This window comes from Novosphingobium profundi, assembly GCF_018491765.1.
Lineage (GTDB): Bacteria > Pseudomonadota > Alphaproteobacteria > Sphingomonadales > Sphingomonadaceae > Novosphingobium > Novosphingobium profundi.
In genome coordinates, this window is sequence record NZ_JABWCU010000005.1 from 130,747 (window position 1) to 148,793 (window position 18,047).

Here is an 18,047-nt window from a genome sequence, read left to right on the forward strand (position 1 = left end):
GGCCTGGGAGGAGCCGGTGGTATCAGAAGCGCGTGCGCACGAGAACGGCGAAGCGGCGGTCGGTCTCGGTCCAGCTGTAGCGCGGCTTGAGGTCCGGATCGCCGACACGCAGGTAAGTGCGCGAATCGAGCAGGTTGGTCGCCTGCACGCCGATCTTGAAGTGGTCGCCCACGTCGAACAGGATCGAGGCATCGAGCTGGCCATAGGCATCGGCCCAGACTGGGTAGTTGATGTTCGCCGCCGAGGTGGTCAGCAGGTAGCTCGAGCGCCAGTTGTAGGCAGCGCGTGCCGAAATGCCGTACTTCTCGTAAACCAGGGCCGCGTTGTACGACCACTTCGAGAGACCCTCGAGCGGCAGTTCGAGGCCGGCGTTGGTGGTCTGGCTCGAGTCGAAGACGTTGACCGCGGTGTTCTTGCCGCCCGACGAATCGACGTAAGTCACGTTGCCGGTAAAGCCGATGCCACTGAGCGCGCCGGGCAGGAAGTCGAAGAACTGGGTATAGGCCAGTTCCATGCCCTTGATCTGGCCGTGCGAGCCGTTGGTCTGCTGGGTGACATCGAAGGTGATCGTCTGGCCATCGACGCTGGTGTAGTCCTGCTGGACGAGACCGGAGAAGATGTAGTCCTTGATGTCCTTGTAGAACAGGCCAAGCGTCAGGCTGTTCGAACGCCCGTAGTAGTACTCGAAGCTGAGGTCGAGGTTGATCGCCTGGGTGGGCTTCAGGTTGGGGTTGCCCGCCGTGCCGGTGAAGGCCGTGGTGGTTCCGCCCACACCCGTACCGTTGGGCGTGCCCGTACCGTCGAACGAGAAGCCGAGCGAGGTATAGGGGTTGAGCTGGGTGAAGCTGGGTCGCGTGATCGACTTCGAGGCCGCGAAGCGGATCTGGAAGTCGTCGTTCACGAAGTAGCGGAAGTTGAAGCTGGGCAGAATGTCGGTGTAGCTGTTCTTGCCGCTCGTCGCGTCCATGGCGAGACCGCTGGCGATGAAGGCCTGCGCGGCCTCGAAGTCGCTGCAGTCGCTCGCGGTGCAGGTGCCGGTGATCGTGCCGACGCTGGCGCCGGTGCCCAGCGCGCTCAGGTTCGTGTGGACCACGCGCACGCCGACGTTGCCGTCGAAGCGGCCGATCGGGCTTTCCCACATGCCGTAGCGCGCGACCAGGTAGCCGGCCCAGGTTTCCTGGGTCTGGTCGTTGATGCCGCCGCTGGCGGCCGACTGCGAGACGTCGCTGTCGAGCGGCGACCAGCCCCAGCCGTTGGTGATCGTCTGCTGCAGCTGGTCATAGGCGTAGCCCGTGCCCTGCGTGACGAGCGAGGCGGCGGGGAACCACAGACCGGAGGTGGGATTGTTGGCCTCGCCCCGGAAGAAGTTGGGGAAGGTCTGGAACGAGCTCATGTTGGCGCTGGTCTGGTTCAGGTAGACCGCGTTCCAGGCGCTCGAGGGGTACTGGGCGGAGAGCAGGCTCCAGTTGTAGGTGGTCTGGCGCGTGATCGCGTTGCGGTTGGTGTAGCGCGCGCCAGCCTTGAGCGACTTGAGGAAGCTGTCGTCGTCGAACTTGTACTCGACGTCGCCGCGCCAGGCCCACTCGTCAGCCTCGTTGTCCTCGAGGTGGTCCATCGCCGCGGCCCACCAGTTGGTGCTGGCGTCGGTGAAGGTCTGCGAGGAATCGGTCGGCGTGATGCTGAGATAGGGCGTGTCGCCGCCGAAATCGAAGTCGAAGGTGGCATCGGTGTCGACGCCGGTGAAGGCGGTCATCGAATAGACCTTCGAGGTCGACTTCACGTACTGGAGGTCGGTCGACACGGTCCAGTGGTCGTCGGGCTCCCACTTGGCCTTGAACGAGTAGTCCTGGGTCTTCTTGGTCTGGCTGCCGGCGCGCGTGTCCATGTTGAGGTTGCGGCCATCGACGGTGCCCGAGATCAGTTCGCCAGCCGAGCCATAGGTGTAGCTGTCGTTGTAGGTTTCGGGCTGCGACCAGTCACCCATCGCGAACTCGGTGTCGTGCGGGGTGGCCTTCGAGATCAGCGCCTCGGCGGTGAATTCGAGCGTGCTCGAGGGGCGCCACTGCAGCGAGCCGTCGAAAGCGGTGCGCTTCTGCTGCCAGTCGATGCGGCGGTAGCCCATCGAATTGGGGATGTAGACAGTGTCGCCCACGGCCACCGAGGGGTTGGTCGCGCCGGCGAGGTCGTCCTCGGTCACCGTGGTCGGCACGTAGCGGCCGGTCGAGATCGAATCGGTACGGTTGCCGATGTTCGAGACCGAGTAGGAGACGAGCACGCCGATTTCGCCCAGGCCCGTGTCCCAGCGGTTCGAGACGAGCGCGCTGCCCGACATGAAGCTCTTCTGGCGCAGGTCCGCATAGTTGATGTCGCCCGAAAACGCGGCGACGAAGCCAGGCGCGTCGAAGGGCTTGCGGGTGCGCAAGTCGATCGTGCCGCCGATGCCGCCCTCGATCATGTCGGCCGAGGGGTTCTTGTAGACGTCGACGCCCGAGAGCAGGTCGGCCGAGATGTCCTCGAACGAGAGCGAGTTGCCATTGTTGGCCGAGAACACGTCGCGGCCGTTGAGTTCGGAGCGCACGAAGGAGAGGCCGCGGATGAACACGCCGCCGCCTTCGCCCGAAAGGCGGGCCGGATCGCGCGCGTCGCTGGTGCGCTGCAGGGTCACGCCGGGCACGCGCTGGAGCGCTTCGGAAACCGAGCGGTCGGGCAGGGCGCCGATGTCCTGCGCGGTGATCGAATCGACGACGACTTCGGCGTTGCGCTTGCGGTCGATCGAGCCTTCGAGCGAGGCGCGGATGCCGGTGACGATGATCGCGTTCTCGTCGGCGGTGGTGGTGTCGCTGCTGGCGGCGGTGTCGTCGCCGGCCTGCGCGCTCGCGATGGCGGGCAGGGCGCAGATCGCCAGGGCCGTCGCCGAGGTGCCGGCGCGCAGCAGCTTGCTGGCGTTAAAGCCCGTGAAACTCTCACGAATACGGATCATCGATGCCACTTCGGTACCCTCCTGTCCCAAAATACGCTGCGCTGCACCCATCGGGTAGCGCTATCATTTTGCGATGCAGTAAGCCGGACGGCGTCCTTACGTCTGAACATACTGCTCGTAGGGGCGGCTAGTATCACCACGGAAATAGGGGCGCAACACAAAATGTAGACCGCTAACATTTGTCCGACATGTGTTGCCGATTTTCGTCACATTGGCGTCAAGTGACCGGATCGCAATGCTTTTGTTGCGGGCAAGAGGGCGCGCTTGCGCGCCCTAATCGCGGTGATGTTGCAGGGCTTCGTCGATCGCCGAGGTGACGATCGGCGCCATCACCGCATAGCCGGCGGGAAGGGGATGCACGCCGTCGCGGGTCAGTTCGGGGCGGAGCAGGCCGGCGCTGTTGCGCATCGCGCTCTGGTAGTCGGCGAAGGCGTAACCACGCGCCTTGGCGAGCTTGCGCAACTGCTCGTTGATCGTGCGCAGCTGCTCCGGGTGGCGCTCCTTCTCGACGTAGTCGGCGTCGGGGGTGTTGGTAACCGGCAGGATCGAACAGAGCACGACCGCGATGCCGTGGCGATCGGCGATGTCCGCCATCGCGGTGATGTTGGCGACGATGCCCTCGGTGCTCTCGACCTGGAGGAAGCCCGAGACGTCGTTGACCCCGCCCAGGATCACCACCGCGCTGGGCTTCAGCGCGACGACGTCCTGTTCGAAGCGCACCAGCATCTGCGCGGTGACCTGGCTGCCGATACCCCGGTTCACGTAAGGCTTGCCGGGGAAGTAGCGCGCCAGGTCCCACAAGTCGGTGATCGAATCGCCCAGGAACACCACGCGCTTCTCGCTCGGGGCGGGCGGTGGCAGCGCGGCGTTGGCGGGGGCGTAAAGATAGCGCTCGCCGAAATCCTGCATCATCGAGGGCACGAGCTTGTCGCGAAACGGGCCCGCCCAGGGGCCCCAGTCGCGCGTGTCGTGGACGGTGCGGCGCTCGGGGCTCGACTGGTAGTGGGCTGGTTCGCCCGCTGCGGTCAGCAGCATGGCGCCGGCGAGCAGGAAGGCGAGCCGCTTCACGCCGAGAAGATTCCGTGGCGCGTGCCATAGGCGTGGAACAGGTCGGGCCAGGCATGCGCGGGGGTGTCGCTCTTGAGGCGCGCGCCGAAGCCGTGGCCGCCCCGATCGAAGCCGTGGAACTCGACCGGGCGCTGCTTCTCGAGCATGGCGTTGTACATCGCCAGGCTGTTGCCGATCGGGACCAGCCCGTCGTCGCTCGAGGCGGTGAGGAAGACGGGCGGGGTGTCGGCGGTGACGCGGTTCTCGACCGAGGCGTATTCGGCCTCGGCGGCGGGCGCGCCTTCGCCCAGCAGGTTGTCGCGCGATCCGGCGTGGGTGAAGGGCTTGCTGAGCGTGATCACCGGGTAGATGAGTCCGGCCAGGTCGGGGCGGGCGGACACGCCGTCGGCCTTGTCGACCGGCGCGTAGGTCTTTTCGTCGAAGCGGGTGGCGATGCTGCCGCCCAGGTGCCCACCGGCGGAAAAGCCGAGCACGGCAATGCGCTGGGGGTCGATCCCGAACTCGCCAGCGCGTGAGCGCACCAGGCGCATCGCGCGCTGTGCGTCCTGCAGCGGCACCAGGCCACGCTTGGCCCAGCCCTCATCGGGCAGGCGATAGGAAAGGATGAAGCAGGTCACGCCGCGCGCCGTCAGCCAGCGCGCCTGTTCCTCGCCCTCGTTGTCCCAGGCGAGGAAGCCGTAGCCGCCGCCCGGCAGCAGGATCACCGCCGAGCCGTCGCGGTAGGCGGGCTGGCGCACCTCGAGGCTGGGGGTGGCGATGCCGGTCAGCCAGCGGTCGTCGAAGCCGGGGTCCTTGCTGGTCTGCTGGACCTTGCGTTCGGGCAACTTGGCGGGAGCGCCGGGCGCCTTCCCCGGCCAAAGCGGGATCGAGGGGCCCGAATAGGTGAGCCCGGTCGAAATCGCCCGGGCCTTGTGCGAGGTGGCCGCGGCGGCGAGGCCGACGGCGGCCATGCCGCCCAGAAGTGCGCGGCGCGAGGTGGAGGTGGTTGCGGTCATGTTCGGGGGCTCCTTACTTCGGGCAGACCGTTCCGGCGGGATCGGTGGCGATCTGCATGTCCGAGATCGACACCGCGAAGGGCGCCGCCGCGCTCAGCGTGAAGGGCGGGGTAATGCCGCCCAGGTACGTGCCATGATCGCCAAAGCACTTGAGCGAGATCTTGAGCTTGGCCCAAGTGCCCGCCTCGGCAAGCGCGCCATCGATGCGCACCGCGCCCGAGCCCAGCGCCAGCGTGACCGGGCCCTTGGGCGCGGCGTCGAGGCGATAGGTCACTTCCACGTTCATGTCGGCGTTGGCCTCGCGCTCGAGCGAGAGGTTGGGGCCCTTGATCCGGGCCTTGGCGGCCGACGTCCAGTCGAGGCGGATGGCACCCTCCTGGCGGTCGGCGCTGTCGACGAGGCGCGTGCTCACGCCCGCTTCGGTCTCGAGCGTGAAGGGCTTGTCGAGGATGCCCTTGGTGATGAAGCGGCTGGTGTTGGTGGCGCTGGCATCGATGCCGGGTTCCTCGCCGAGAGCGCCCACGTGGCCCGCCTTGGCATAAGTCAGGCCATAGCCGAGCGGGAAGAGCGGGTCGTAACCGGGTTCGCCCTTGTTCAGGCGGAACTGGGCGGCGGTCTTGGGCCAGCTGAACGCGAGCGTGCCGTGGAAGTCGGTCTTGCCGCCCACCAGCACGTCGGCGATACCTTCGCCTTCCGAGCCCGGATACCAGGCCGCGACGAAGGCATCGGACTGGTTCATCTCGGGGTTGACCCAGAGCGGGCGGCCCGAGAGGAACACCGAAACGGTGGGGATGCCTTGCGCCTTCAGCTTCTTGAGCAGTGCGAGCGCCTGCTTGTCGCCCGGCTGGAATTCGAGCGTACGCACGTCGCCGCGCAGTTCGGCGTAAGGCTCTTCGCCAAAGACGACAACCGCGACATCGGGCTTGGCGGTAAAGCTGCCGTCGACCGAGAGGGTCGCCGTGCCCCCACCGGCTTTCAAGGCGTCGCGAATCCCCGCAAAGATCGAGGTTGCGCCGGGGAAGTCGGCGTTGGTGTTGCCATCGCCCTGCCAGGAGAGCGTCCAGCCGCCCGACTGGCGGCCGATGTCGTCGGCCGCCTGCCCGGCGACGAGCACCTTCGCGCTCGTCTTGATCGGCAGCACGCCCTCATTCTTGAGGAGGACGAGGCTCTCGCGCACGGCCTGGCGGGCGATCGCGCGGTGCTCGGGAGCACCCATGACCTTCTGCCACTGCGCCTCGTAGGGGCGGGCGGGATCGAACAGGCCGAGCTTGAACTTGACGCGCAGGATGCGGCGCACCGCATCGTCGATGCGGGCCTTGGGGATGGTGCCGTTCTTCGCCTCGCGCAGGGTCGCCTCGAACAAGCCCTTCCAGCTGTCGGGTGCCATCGCCATGTCGAGCCCGGCGTTGAAGGTGGCGGGGCAATCGGTGTTGGTGCAGCCCGGGATCTGGCCGTGGCCGTTCCAGTCGCCCACGACGAAGCCGTCAAAGCCCATGCGGCCCTTCAGGACGTCGGTCAGCAGCGCCTTGTTGCCGTGCATCTTGATGCCGTTCCAACTCGAGAACGAGGCCATCACGGTCATCGTGCCGGCGTCGACGGCGGCGGGGTAACCCGCGTCGTGGACGGCGATGAGGGTGTCCTCGTCGACGCGCGTGTCGCCCTGGTCGATGCCGTCGGTGGTGCCGCCATCGCCGAGGAAGTGCTTGACGCTCGCCGAGACGTGGCCGGTCTGGACGGTGTTGGCGGTGCCGGGCGCGCCCTGCAGGCCCTCCACCATCGGTCCTGCGTAGGCGGCGACAACTGCGGGATCTTCCGAATAGCCTTCGTAGGCGCGGCCCCAGCGTCCGTCCTGGGGTACGGCCAGGGTCGGCCCGAAGGCCCAGTGGATGCCCGAGGCGGCGGTTTCGGCGGCGGTGGCGCGGCCGATCTCGCGCATCAGCGCGGGGTCGTGCATCGCGCCAAGGCCGCTGTTGTGCGGGAAGAGCGTGGCGCCCACCACGTTGCTGTTGCCGTGGACGGCATCGATGCCGAAGATGATCGGGATCGCGACGTGGCCCTTACGCTGTTCCATCGCGACCGCGTTGAAGGCCTCGCTGGTGGCGATCCAGGGCTGGGCGTTGGAACGGTCGGGCGCGCCGATCGGGGGCGAGTTGCCGCCCGCGAGAATCGAGCCGAGCGGGTATTCGCGCAAGTCCTCGGGCGTGATCGCGGCGGTGTCCGCCTGGATCATCTGGCCCACCTTTTCGCGCAGTGTCATGCGGGCGAGAAGGTCGGTGATCCTGGCCTCGATCGCAGGATCGATGAAGTCGGGGCTCTTCGCGGCGGGCCACTTGTCCGGATGGACCGGCGTTGCAGCGGGGGCCTTGGCTGCCTCGGGTTTGGCCAGGGTCGGCTGGGCCAGTGCCAGCACGGCACACGAACCGAGCGCAAGTCCTTGCGCGATGCGGTGGAAACGCCTCATGTCATCCTCGTCCTGATTTGTCTGGCGCGATCCTAGGGAAGGAAAAATGATTGCGCTACCATTTTCCGCAAGGGTGAATTTTTTGGCATGTCTATGCCTTTTGCGAAGTCCTGCTAGACTTATCGCATGTCAGATAGTGAGCGCAAACGGCGAACCTCCAAATCCCGCCAGACCGGAGCCCCAACGATCGCGGATGTCGCGGCGATGGCAGGAGTCTCGATGATGACCGTATCGCGCGTCATCAACGCCGAACCCAAAGTGCGGCAATCTACCCGCGATGCCGTGAACGAGGCGATTGCCAAGCTCAATTACGCGCCCAACCGCGCCGCGCGCAGCCTGGCCGGGGCCTCGCAGATCCGCGTCGGGCTGCTCTATTCGAACCCGTCCGAGGCGTTCCTGTCGGCCTTCATCGTCGGCTCGCTCGAGGAGGCGGGGCGGCTCGACGTGCAGATCGTGATCCAGAAGGTGGAGGAGGGCGAGGCGCTCGGTGCGGCGGTCGAGCGCATGCTCGCGGGCGGGATCGACGGGGTGATTCTTCCGCCGCCGATCTGCGAGGCGGCCGAAGTGCTCGACATGCTCGCCAAGGCCGACGTGCCCACCGTCGCGGTGGCCACGCCGATGGAGCCGCAGGGCATCGCCACGATCGCGATCGACGATGCCAGCGCCGCGCGCGAGATGACCACGCACCTGGCGGGCCTGGGGCATGAGCGGATCGGTTTCATCGTCGGCCATCCCGACCTTTCGGCGAGCGCCGAGCGTCTCGCGGGTTACCGGCAGGGATTGCTGGACGCGGGCTACAGGTATGACGAGGCCCTCGTCGCGCAGGGGTTCTTCACCTACCGTTCGGGGCTCGATGCGGCCGAGGAGCTGCTTTCGCTGGAGAACCCGCCGAGCGCGATCTTCGCGAGCAACGACGACATGGCCGCTGCCGCCGTCGCAGTAGCGCATCGGCGCGGGCTCGACGTGCCGGGCGATCTTACCGTCTGCGGGTTCGACGACGTGGCGATGGCGACGACGATCTGGCCCGAGCTGACCACCATCCACCAGCCGATCGCGGCGATGAGCCGGCAGGCGGTGGAAATCCTGGTGACCTTGCTGCGCACCAAGCGCATCGCCGAGATCGGGGGGCAGCGCGTGCTCGTCGACTACCGCCTCGTGCGCCGCCAGTCCGACGCCGCGCCGCGCCGGCGTCCCGCGACACGGGTGCCGGCGACGGCCTGAGGAAGGGAAGGGGTTTCGAGGGGCAGGGCCCCTCGAGTTCCCGATACCTTTGCGGGCATTGCGGCCCGACGCGTCATGCCGCGCGGGGCCCCGTCGGACTTCACGCCGAGCGGATCACCATTTCCAGCGAAATCGTCTGCCCCGGCGCGAGCGCCTGCGGTTCAGGCCCCATGTGATTGACCGCATCGGGCATCGTCGTCTGCGGCTCGGCGCAGAAGAAGTCCGCGCCCTGCGGCACGAAGAGGTGGAGGAAGCGCGTGCCTTCGCTTTCGAGAAGGAGATCGCCGTCCTCCCGGCCGATCCGCAGCGCGCCATTCCAGCCGGTGTAGCAATTGTCGACGAGGTGGGGGCGCTCGAGCGTCGCGGGCGTGCGCCAGTCGCCCAGCGCATCGGGCGTGGCTTCGTGCGTGGGCAGCATGTCCGCGTCGGCGAGCCAGACGCTGCGGGCCTGGAATTCGAGGGCAGTCACTTTCGCGCGCGCGAACCAGGGGTGGAAGCCAAGCCCTGCAGGCATGGCGCGGGTATCGGTGTTGCTGAGCGTGAGGCGCGCGGTGAGGCCTTGGGGGCTCAGCTCCAGCACCTGCTCGAGCGTGAAGGACCAGTCCCAGCCTGCATCGCGTTCGTGGGCGTGGACGAGCGTTACCGCGTCTTCGCGCTGCGCGCGCACCTGCCAGTCGCCGAGCCAGGCGGTGCCGTGGATCGGGTGCGCGATGGCCGGATGGTTGGGGGCGAGGGCATGCGCCTCGCCCTGCCAGGTGAAACGCCCGTGGGCGATCCGGTTGACGTAAGGGGCGAGCGGGAAGCAGGCGCTTTCGAGCGGCTCGGTGCTGCCCTCGGGCATGGCGCGCAGCACGTCCGCGCCACCCCGCGTGACGCTGCGGACCAGGCCGCCGTGCACCGGATCGAGGGTGAGCGCCCAGTCCCCGCTCGCGATCCTCATCCTTCCATGTCCTCCAGCTCGCGCCCGCGCGTCTCGGTCACGGTCGCGCGCACGAAGAAGAACGAGACAAAGGCGGCCAGGGCATAGAGCACGTAAGTGATCGAAAGTCCGGGCGTGACCGCCAACGTCGGGAAGCTCACCGAGATCGCCGCGTTGGCGATCCACTGCGCGAAGCCCGAGACCGCCAGCGCCGAACCGCGGATCTGGTTGGGGAACATTTCGCCCAGCATGACCCACATGACCGGGCCCCAGCTCACATTGAAGAACACGGTATAGAGGTTGGCCGAGACGAGCGCGACGAGGCCGAAATGGCCGGGCAGGACGAGGCTGCCGTCCGCTCCGGTCACCGCGGTCGAGAACGCCCAGGCGACGAGGGCAAGCGTCACGGTCATGCCCGCCGAGCCGATCAGCAGCAGCGGCTTGCGCCCAATGCGGTCGATAAGCGCGATCGCGACGAGGCAGGCGCCGATCGAGAGCGCGCCCGAGATGATGTTGATCTGGAGCGCGAAGTCCTCGGTGAAGCCGACCGCCTGCCACAGCGTGGCGCCGTAGTAGAACACCACGTTGATGCCCACCAGCTGCTGGAAGATCGCGATGCCGATGCCCACCCACAGGATCGGACGGATCTTGCCGGTGGTCTTGTCGACGAGGTCGGAAAGCTTGGGACGGTGATGGTCGGCAGCGAGAGAGGCTTCGATCTCGCCCACCTTGCGCGCGGCCGTCGCGGCGCCGAACAGGCGGGTGAGAACGTCCTGCGCCTCGTCCTTGCGGCCACGCGCGACCAGATAACGCGGGCTTTCGGGAATGCCGAGCAGAGCGAGGAAGTAGATCAGCGCGGGGATCGCCTGGAGCCAGAACATCCAGCGCCACGCGGCAAAGCCCAGCCACAGCGTCGCAGTCGAGCCGCCGGCCCAGCGCGCGAGCACGAAGTTGGCGAGAAAGGCGCCGGTGAGGCCGGTGATGATCATGACCTGCTGCACGCTCGACAGGCGCCCGCGCACTTCGGCTGGCGTCATCTCGGAGATGTAGACCGGTGAGGTGACGCTGGCGGCGCCCACGCCCAGGCCCCCGATGATGCGCGCGAAGATGAACACGGCGGAGGAGCCGGCCGCGCCGGCGAGCAAGGCCGAGCCGAAGAACAGCACGGCGGCCAGCATCATCGTGCCGCGCCGCCCGATCCGGTCGGACAGGCGCCCGGCGATGAAGGCGCCGAACGAGGAGCCCACGAGGATCGCGCCGACGTTGATGCCGATGCCGAAGCGACCCAGCTGGAAGGCGGCTTCGAGCCCGTTCTGGGTGCCGTTGATGACCCCCGAATCGTAGCCGAACATGAAGCCGCCGATGGTGGCGACGGCCACCACCAGCGCGACCAGCCGCGTGTTGATCGCGAGCTTGTCCCCATTCGGCCCGTCCATTGCTGGCCTGTGCATTTCAGTCGTGTCCTTTCCCGTGCGGTCGGTGCGTCTTGTGTGGCGCGAATTTGCCGACCGGCTGTGAATTTACGTGTTGGCGCGCCGTGGCGGCGCAGCGGGCACCTTCACGCGGAAGGTGAAGAGATCGCCGGCCATGGGCTGGGTGGCAAGTTCGTCCTCGCTCAGGCCCTGACGCGCGGTGGTGGCATAGGCGGTGCACCCGTCGGGTCCGCCGAGCGCGATCTTGGTGATGTTGCTAACCGGGAAGAACACCTCGTCGGTGAGTGTGCCGTCGGGCGCGAAGCGGCGCGCCGCCGCGCCGCCGAAGAAGCCCTGCCAGATGCCGCCCTCGGCGTCGCAGATTGCGCCGTCCGGGTGGCCCCAGTCGGCGCGTTCGGGGGTGTCGAAGTCAAGGAACAGGGTGCCGCTGTCGCAAGTCCCGTCGCTGGCGATCTCGTGGCGGATCACCTGCCGGCCGAGCGTGTCGACGTGGTAGAGGTACTGGCCGCAGGGCGAGATCGCCGGGCCGTTGGTGATCGTGATCGGGGGAATCGCGGACTGGCGCACGGAGCCCTTGTCGAGCACGAAGACGACGCCGCTCGCGCTTTCCTCGAGGTTGTCCATCGAGCCGAACCAGATGCGGCCTTCACCGTCGATCGCGGCGTCGTTGAGGCGGTTGTCGGGCAGGTCGGTGTGGACTTGCGCGATGCGGGTCAGGCTGCCGTCGGCGGGGTCGAAGCGGTGCGGGCCCGACTGGAGCCCGGCGATCAGCCCGTGCGTCGCGCTCGGCAGGACCCAGCCGACGTGCTCGGGAGTGGACCAGCGCTGCGCCGTGCCGGTCCCGGTGTCGACCCGGAAGATGGTGTTGCTCTTGATGTCGACGAACCACAGGGCCTCGTCGATCCACGCAGGGCCCTCGCCCAGCTGCGCCCCGATCGTCAGATAATGGTCAGCCTGCATCTCTCTCTTCCCTCGTCTCGTTCGTGTTGACCTTGGGGATCAACGCCAGCCGGCGTCGATCCAGTAGTCGTGGCCGGTACACATACGGGCGCCTTGCGAGCTTAGGAAGAGGACGAGCGCGGCAACGTCCGATGGCTGGATACGGCCCGAAAGGCACTGCGCGGCGACGATCTCGGCCTCGCCTTCGGGGGTGTACCATTTTTCCTGGCGCGGGGTCTGGACATTGCCCGGGACCACCGTGTTGACGCGGATGTTGTCGCGCCCGAGGTCGCGCGCGAGGCTGCGCGTCAGGCCCGAGATGGCCGCCTTGGCGGTCTGGTAGAGCACCAGGTCGGAGAGGCCCAGGTGCCAGGAGATCGAGCCGAAGTTGATGATCGCGCCGCCGCCGGCGGCCTTCATCGCGGGGATCACCGCCTGGGCTGCGAAGAACTGGTGGCGCAAGTTAACGTTCATGCGCTCTTCCCAGAACGCGGGCGTGACGTCGGCGATCGCGTGGCGATCGTCGTTGGCCGCGTTGTTGATCAGCACGTCCACGCCGCCCAGCTGCGCGACGAGGGACTCGACCCCGGGCTTGAGTGCATCGACGTTGGTCAGGTCGAGGCGGGTGAACAGCGGGGCATGGCGCGCGCCGGGCGAAAGCTCGCTGGCGAGCGCCGCACCGGCTTCCTCGAGGATGTCGACGAAGGCGACCTGGGCACCTTGCGCGACGAAGGCCTTGACCAGGCCCTCGCCAATCCCGCTGGCGCCGCCCGAGATGATGACCTTCTTGTCCTGAAGGTCGGGGTAGATGGCGTTGACACCACCGTTGGAAGGCTTGCTCAGCATCGTATCGTGTTCGCCTGAATGCATTACTTGGAAAGAAGCCCGCGCTGGGCGAGATTGCGGAAGAGGTCGGAGAGACCGAAAGTCCAGGCCGGGGCCTTGGCGGAAGTCGTGACCGTGTTGGTCAGCGTGCCGAGGCGTTCGCTGGAGATGGTGACGGTGTCACCGACCTTGTGGGTAAAGCCCTTGCCGGGCTCGTCGCGGTCCTGGGTCGGTGCGAAGAGCGTGCCGCAGAACAGTACGAGGCCGTCGGGGTACTGGTGCTCACTCATCGCCTGGCGCAGCAGGTCCTCGGGGTCGCGGCTGATCTCGCGCATCGTCGAGTGACCCTCGAGGACGTAGCCGTCGGTGCCCTCGATGGTGAGCGCGACGTCGGCGGTGCGCACGTCCTCGATCGTGTAGCCTTCGTCGAAAAGGCGGATGAACGGGCCGATCGAGCAGCTCGCGTTGTTGTCCTTGGCCTTGCCCAGGAGCAGCGCCGAGCGGCCCTCGAAGTCGCGCAAGTTGACGTCGTTGCCGAGCGTCGCGCCGACCGCCTTGCCGTCGGGCCCGGCGACCATGACGATCTCGGGCTCGGGATTGTTCCAACCCGAATCCGAGCGCACGCCGATCTCGGCGTCCTGGCCCACGGTGGCCAGGACCGGGCACTTGGTGAAGACTTCGGCGTCGGGACCGATCGCCACTTCGAGGTACTGCGACCACAGGCCTTCGGCGATGAGGGTCTGCTTGAGCGCCTCGGCTTCGGGCGAGCCGGGAACGGTGCTGCGCACCGAACCGCCGAGCGCCTCCTCGATCTTGCCGCGCAGTTCCTGCGCCAGCGTGTAGTCACCGCGCGCGCGCTCCTCGATTACGCGCTCGAGTGCGGAGACGGCGAACGTCACGCCGCAGGCCTTCACGCACTGCAGGTCGATCGGGCTGAGCAGGCTGGCGCGGTCGAGAACCTCGAGGCCGCCCAGTTCCACGCCGCCCTCGCGCAGGCCCTGCGCGATCAGGTCGGCAACGGTGGGCGCGAGGTGCGACATGTCGAAAACCGAGCCAGCGCGAATCAGTACGGGCGTCGGGCCCTCGGCGGTCTCGATCCGGCCGACGAACGTGCCGTCGCGCCAGTCTTCGGGCAGGCCCCTGTTCGAGGCCGGTATATTTTTCATCAGTGCTATTCCCCTCCGCAGGTGTTAGCGTTATCTATGACAACGTCGAAAGCGTCAAGACGCGACTTTGGGATAGGCCGACGGACAGGTTCGGTCGTGAGGAGGACGGGGCGAGGCATGGCCTTGGCAAAGGCACGGCAAGCGGCGATTTGTGCGCTCACATCCACACTGGGGCTGGGCGTGGCGACGCTTGCATTTGCCGCGCCGGAGGCCCCTTCCTCCAGTTTCGAATCAGTAGCCTACGCCTGGCACGGCGTGCGCGTGGGCGGGGGCGGTTTCACCCCCGGCGTGATCTTCAGCACCGTCGAGCAGGGGCTTGCCTACCTGCGCAGCGACATGGGCGGCGCCTATCGCTGGGACGCGCGCGCGCAGCGCTGGGAACCGCTGACCGACGGCGTTTCGCAAGGCAGCTACATGGGTATCGAGAGCCTTGCGGCCGATCCCGTCGACGCTGGCACGGTCTACCTTGCGGCGGGCATGGGCTGGTCGGCTCCGGCGGCAATCCTGCGCTCCACCGACTACGGTCGGAGCTGGCGCACGACGCCGGTGCCTTTCGCGATGGGCGGCAACGAGGATGGCCGCGGGCTTGGCGAGCGGCTGGCGATCGACCCTTTCGACCACCAGCGCCTGTTCTTTGGCTCGCGCCACCAGGGGCTCTGGCAAAGCGTGGACGCCGGGGCGAGCTGGGAGCAGGTGGTAACGTTCCCGCGCGCGGGCCTGGGGCTTCCGAAAGCGCCGCGCGCGACGCACGGCGGCCTCTCCTTCGTGGTCTTCGATCCCCAGGTGAAGGGCCGTGTCTTCGTCGGCAGTGCCGATCCGGGGGGCGCCCGCCTGTTCCGTTCGGACGATGGGGGCGCGAACTGGCACGCCGTCGCGGGCGGCCCGTCCGGCGACCTCCTCGCGGTCAAGGCCGTCGTCGGCGCCGACCACGTGCTGACCGTGACCTTGTGCGACGCGATCGGCCCCAACGGCATCACCCGCGGCGCGGTCTGGCGCTACGATCCGGCGCGCGAGGCCTGGTCCGAGGTCACCCCGCTCAAGGGGGCGAATGCGCCGGTGGGCGGCTACATGGGCGTCGCCGTTTCGGCGCAGGACCCCGAGACCATCGCGGTCAGCACCGTCGACAGGGGCGATCCGGTCGATACCGTCTGGCTCAGCCACGACGCAGGGGCGCACTGGGACGAACTGTGGACGCGTTCGGTGCGCGATGTCTCGGCCACGCCCTTCCTCGATTTCGGCGCCAAGGCGAACTTCGGGCACTGGATCGCCGGGCTTGCGATCGATCCCTTCGATGCGGGCCACGCGGCCTATGTGACCGGCGCGACGGTCTATGCGACGAACGAGTTGAAGCAGGGCGGCACGCTGCACTGGGCTCCCTGGACCAAGGGTATCGAGCAGACCGCGATCATCACCCTGGTCAGCCCGACCGGCGGCGCGCACCTGATTTCGGGCTTCGGCGACATCGGGGGCTTCCGCCACGACGATTTCGGCGTCTCGCCTACGGCCCAGCACGTGAACCCGTTCCTCTCCAACACCAACACGCTCGACTATGCGGGGCTGGCGCCGCAGATACTGGTGCGCAGTGGTAATACCCATGCGCGCACGGTGCCCGATACCTCGCTGGCCTGGTCGCGCGACGGCGCGGCGCACTGGCAGCCGATCCATGTGCCCGCGGGCAAGCCCCATGCCGACGGATCGCCGCGGCCCGAGGAGACCGGCAACGCCGCGATCACGGTCTCGGCTGATGGCGCGAATTTCCTCGTCGAGACCGATGTCCCGCAACTGAGCCGCGATCACGGCACGCGCTGGAGCCCGATCGAAGGCCTGCCCTCGCGCGTGCGGGTGACGGCCGACAAGCGCGACGCGCGCCGTTTCTACGCCATCGATTTCGCGAAGGGCCGCATCGTGCGCAGCGACGATGGCGGGGCGCACTTCGCCCCCGTCGGCGGACGCGGGCTGCCCGCGGATCTTTCCGCCGCGCACTCGACCAACCGCGAGGCCCCCGCGCCGATCCTGGCCGATCCCGGCCGGGCGGGGCATCTCTGGCTCAACCTGGGCGGTGACTTGTGGTATTCCAACGACTTGGGCGAGAGCTGGACGCGCACCGGGCAGGGTCTCAGGATCGAACGCTATGGCCTGGGCAAGGGCGCGGACGGGGCCGACGTACCTGCGCTATACGCGCTGGGCACGAAGCAGGGCCTGCGGGCGATCTGGCGTTCGCTCGACGGCGGCGCCTCGTGGCAACGCATCAATGACGATGCGCACCAATGGGGCCTGCGCATCCGCGTGATTTCAGGGGACCCGCGCCAGTTCGGGCGGGTCTATATCGGAACCGATGGCCGGGGGATCGTCTATGGCGACCCGCAAACCGGCACGGGAGAGAGGGACGAATGAGGGTGAAGGGATTCATGGCGCCGCTGGCGATTCTGGCCACGGCCGCACTGGCGATGCCCGCGCAAGGTGCGACGGGCGATCTGCCGCGGCTCGAAAGCAAGGGCGGTCGCCACGCGCTGATCGTCGATGGCGCGCCGTTCCTGATGCTGGGCGCACAGGCGAACAATTCGAGCAACTACCCGCAGATGCTGCGCGATGTCTGGCCGGTGCTCGAGACGATGCACGCCAACACGCTGGAAATTCCCATCGCCTGGGAGCAGGTCGAACCGGTCGAGGGCCAGTTCGACTTCTCCTATCTCCAGACCTTGCTCGATCAGGCCCGCGCGCACGACACGCGCCTGGTGCTGCTCTGGTTCGGCACCTGGAAGAACACCAGCCCCAGCTACACGCCCGCCTGGGTGAAGCTCGACAACGCGCGCTTTCCCCGGATGAAGGCGCCCGACGGCTCGGACCACTACGTGCTGACCCCGCTGTCGCAAAACACGCTCGATGCGGACCGCAAGGCCTTCGTCAAGGTGATGGAATATTTGCGCGACCATGACCGCGAGAACACCGTGATCATGGTCCAGCCCGAAAACGAGACCGGCTCCTACCGCGTGCCGCGCGACTACTCGGCCAAGGCCAATGCCCTTTTCGCGCAGGCCATTCCATCGGCGCTGGCGAAGAAGACCGGCAAGTCGGGCACCTGGGAGCAGGCTTACGGCAAGCAGGCCCCGCGCGCGTTCCAGACCTGGTACGTGGCCAGCTTCGTGAACGAGGTGGCCAAGGCGGGCAAGGCAGTGAAGAACCTGCCGATGTACGTCAACGCCTCGCTCGCGGGGCCCTCGAACGTGCCCGACCCGACCGGCGTTGCCAGCGGCGGCCCGCAGTGGGACGTGCTCGACATCTGGAAGGCGGCTGCGCCCGCGATCGATTTCGCCGGGCCCGACATCTACGACCGCGCAAGCGCCAACGCCGAGGCCTATCTCGACAAGTACGCGCGTGCGGACAACGCGCTGATGGTGCCCGAGATCGGCAATTCGCTGGAATTCGCGCGCTACTTCTGGTCCACCATCGGCAAGGGCGGGATCGGTTTTGCGCCCTTCGGCATGGATGCGACGGGCTTCTTCAACTACCCGCTCGGCGCGCGCGAGCTCGACGTGAAGACTTTGGCCGCCTTCGCGCTGCCCTATGCGACGCTGGAGCCGATCGCACGCGACTGGGCGCGCATCGCCTATACCCGCCCGACCTGGGGCGCGGCGAAGCCCGACGACGGCGCGGTGCGCGAGACGGTGCTGGGCAAGTGGAAGATCAGTGCGGACTGGGGCCAGTGGCAGTTCGGCGAGAAGGACTGGACCTGGCTTCCATCGGAGCCGCCCGCCTGGGCCAAGGAGCCGGTTGGCGGGGTTGCCGTCGCGCAGCTCTCGGACACCGAATACCTTGTCATGGGCGATCACGTGCGCGTGAATTTCAGCCCCGCCAATGGGGCCGCAAACGGCGTGATCGTCGCGGTCGAGGAAGGCACCTTCAAGGACGGAAAGTGGGTCATGACGCGCCGCTGGAACGGCGACCAGACCGACTACGGCCTCAACCTCATCGACCGGGGGCAGGTGCTCAAGGTCACCACCGGATTCTATTCATCGAAGTAAGAGAGCCTGACAGGGCAG

Annotated in this window: 12 protein-coding genes; 3 read left to right on the forward strand and 9 right to left on the reverse strand. The window is 67.5% G+C overall.

The genetic code is table 11. From position 1 onward, the window contains the following. Positions 1-22: 22 nt before the first annotated feature. The 4 genes from HT136_RS05940 to HT136_RS05955 form a co-directional block, all read right to left on the reverse strand. Positions 23-2,980: a TonB-dependent receptor gene (locus HT136_RS05940; RefSeq protein ID WP_214198795.1), complete on the reverse strand. Its 2,958-nt coding sequence runs from the start codon at positions 2,978-2,980 to the stop codon at positions 23-25. Positions 2,981-3,253: 273 nt separating this feature from the next. After that, positions 3,254-4,048, reverse strand: a complete 795-nt coding sequence (locus HT136_RS05945) for a GDSL-type esterase/lipase family protein (RefSeq protein WP_343222117.1) — start codon at positions 4,046-4,048, stop codon at positions 3,254-3,256. Next, the gene (locus HT136_RS05950; RefSeq protein ID WP_246543393.1) at positions 4,045-5,043 is read right to left on the reverse strand and encodes an alpha/beta hydrolase; all 999 of its coding nucleotides are present in this window, start codon (positions 5,041-5,043) and stop codon (positions 4,045-4,047) included. Before HT136_RS05950 ends, HT136_RS05945 begins: the two co-directional genes overlap by 4 nt. Before the next feature lie 13 nt (positions 5,044-5,056). Beyond that, entirely contained in the window at positions 5,057-7,504 is a 2,448-nt protein-coding gene (locus HT136_RS05955) for a glycoside hydrolase family 3 protein (protein ID WP_214198653.1), read from the reverse strand. Between the two features lie 126 nt (positions 7,505-7,630). On the opposite strand from HT136_RS05955, the gene HT136_RS05960 reads away from it, so the two are divergent. Beyond that, positions 7,631-8,725 (forward strand): LacI family DNA-binding transcriptional regulator, encoded by a 1,095-nt coding sequence (locus tag HT136_RS05960; protein WP_214198654.1) that lies wholly within the window; start codon positions 7,631-7,633, stop codon positions 8,723-8,725. Positions 8,726-8,825: 100 nt separating this feature from the next. Here HT136_RS05960 and HT136_RS05965 read toward each other — a convergent pair whose 3' ends face one another. The 5 genes from HT136_RS05965 to HT136_RS05985 form a co-directional block, all read right to left on the reverse strand. Then, on the reverse strand, positions 8,826-9,665 hold the full coding sequence (locus HT136_RS05965) for an aldose 1-epimerase (RefSeq protein ID WP_214198655.1): 840 nt from the start codon (positions 9,663-9,665) through the stop codon (positions 8,826-8,828). Then, the gene (locus HT136_RS05970; RefSeq protein WP_214198798.1) at positions 9,662-11,080 is read right to left on the reverse strand and encodes a sugar porter family MFS transporter; all 1,419 of its coding nucleotides are present in this window, start codon (positions 11,078-11,080) and stop codon (positions 9,662-9,664) included. The genes HT136_RS05965 and HT136_RS05970 overlap by 4 nt, the downstream gene beginning before the upstream one ends. Before the next feature lie 84 nt (positions 11,081-11,164). Then, positions 11,165-12,037 (reverse strand): SMP-30/gluconolactonase/LRE family protein, encoded by an 873-nt coding sequence (locus tag HT136_RS05975; protein WP_214198656.1) that lies wholly within the window; start codon positions 12,035-12,037, stop codon positions 11,165-11,167. 39 nt (positions 12,038-12,076) lie between these two features. Next, positions 12,077-12,862: a D-xylose 1-dehydrogenase gene (gene xylB, locus HT136_RS05980; RefSeq protein ID WP_214198657.1), complete on the reverse strand. Its 786-nt coding sequence runs from the start codon at positions 12,860-12,862 to the stop codon at positions 12,077-12,079. Between the two features lie 23 nt (positions 12,863-12,885). Further along, positions 12,886-14,007 carry a fumarylacetoacetate hydrolase family protein gene (locus HT136_RS05985; protein WP_214198658.1) on the reverse strand — a complete coding sequence of 374 codons (1,122 nt, stop codon included), beginning with the start codon at positions 14,005-14,007 and terminating at the stop codon, positions 12,886-12,888. A gap of 117 nt (positions 14,008-14,124) precedes the next feature. Between HT136_RS05985 and HT136_RS05990 the strand changes: the two genes are divergently transcribed. Further along, positions 14,125-16,401: a beta propeller repeat protein gene (locus HT136_RS05990; RefSeq protein WP_246543395.1), complete on the forward strand. Its 2,277-nt coding sequence runs from the start codon at positions 14,125-14,127 to the stop codon at positions 16,399-16,401. Then, on the forward strand, positions 16,398-18,029 hold the full coding sequence (locus HT136_RS05995) for a DUF5597 domain-containing protein (protein ID WP_214198659.1): 1,632 nt from the start codon (positions 16,398-16,400) through the stop codon (positions 18,027-18,029). The genes HT136_RS05990 and HT136_RS05995 overlap by 4 nt, the downstream gene beginning before the upstream one ends. Positions 18,030-18,047: the final 18 nt, after the last annotated feature.

Coding starts and splice junctions, on each gene's coding strand:
- HT136_RS05975 (WP_214198656.1), bottom strand. CDS start 12,037: ATGCAGGCTGACCATTATCTGACGATCGGGGCGCAGCTGGGCGAGGGC.
- HT136_RS05940 (WP_214198795.1), bottom strand. CDS start 2,980: ATGATCCGTATTCGTGAGAGTTTCACGGGCTTTAACGCCAGCAAGCTG.
- HT136_RS05950 (WP_246543393.1), bottom strand. CDS start 5,043: ATGACCGCAACCACCTCCACCTCGCGCCGCGCACTTCTGGGCGGCATG.
- HT136_RS05965 (WP_214198655.1), bottom strand. CDS start 9,665: ATGAGGATCGCGAGCGGGGACTGGGCGCTCACCCTCGATCCGGTGCAC.
- HT136_RS05990 (WP_246543395.1), top strand. CDS start 14,125: ATGGCCTTGGCAAAGGCACGGCAAGCGGCGATTTGTGCGCTCACATCC.
- HT136_RS05995 (WP_214198659.1), top strand. CDS start 16,398: ATGAGGGTGAAGGGATTCATGGCGCCGCTGGCGATTCTGGCCACGGCC.
- HT136_RS05955 (WP_214198653.1), bottom strand. CDS start 7,504: ATGAGGCGTTTCCACCGCATCGCGCAAGGACTTGCGCTCGGTTCGTGT.
- xylB (WP_214198657.1), bottom strand. CDS start 12,862: ATGCTGAGCAAGCCTTCCAACGGTGGTGTCAACGCCATCTACCCCGAC.
- HT136_RS05970 (WP_214198798.1), bottom strand. CDS start 11,080: ATGGACGGGCCGAATGGGGACAAGCTCGCGATCAACACGCGGCTGGTC.
- HT136_RS05960 (WP_214198654.1), top strand. CDS start 7,631: ATGTCAGATAGTGAGCGCAAACGGCGAACCTCCAAATCCCGCCAGACC.
- HT136_RS05985 (WP_214198658.1), bottom strand. CDS start 14,007: ATGAAAAATATACCGGCCTCGAACAGGGGCCTGCCCGAAGACTGGCGC.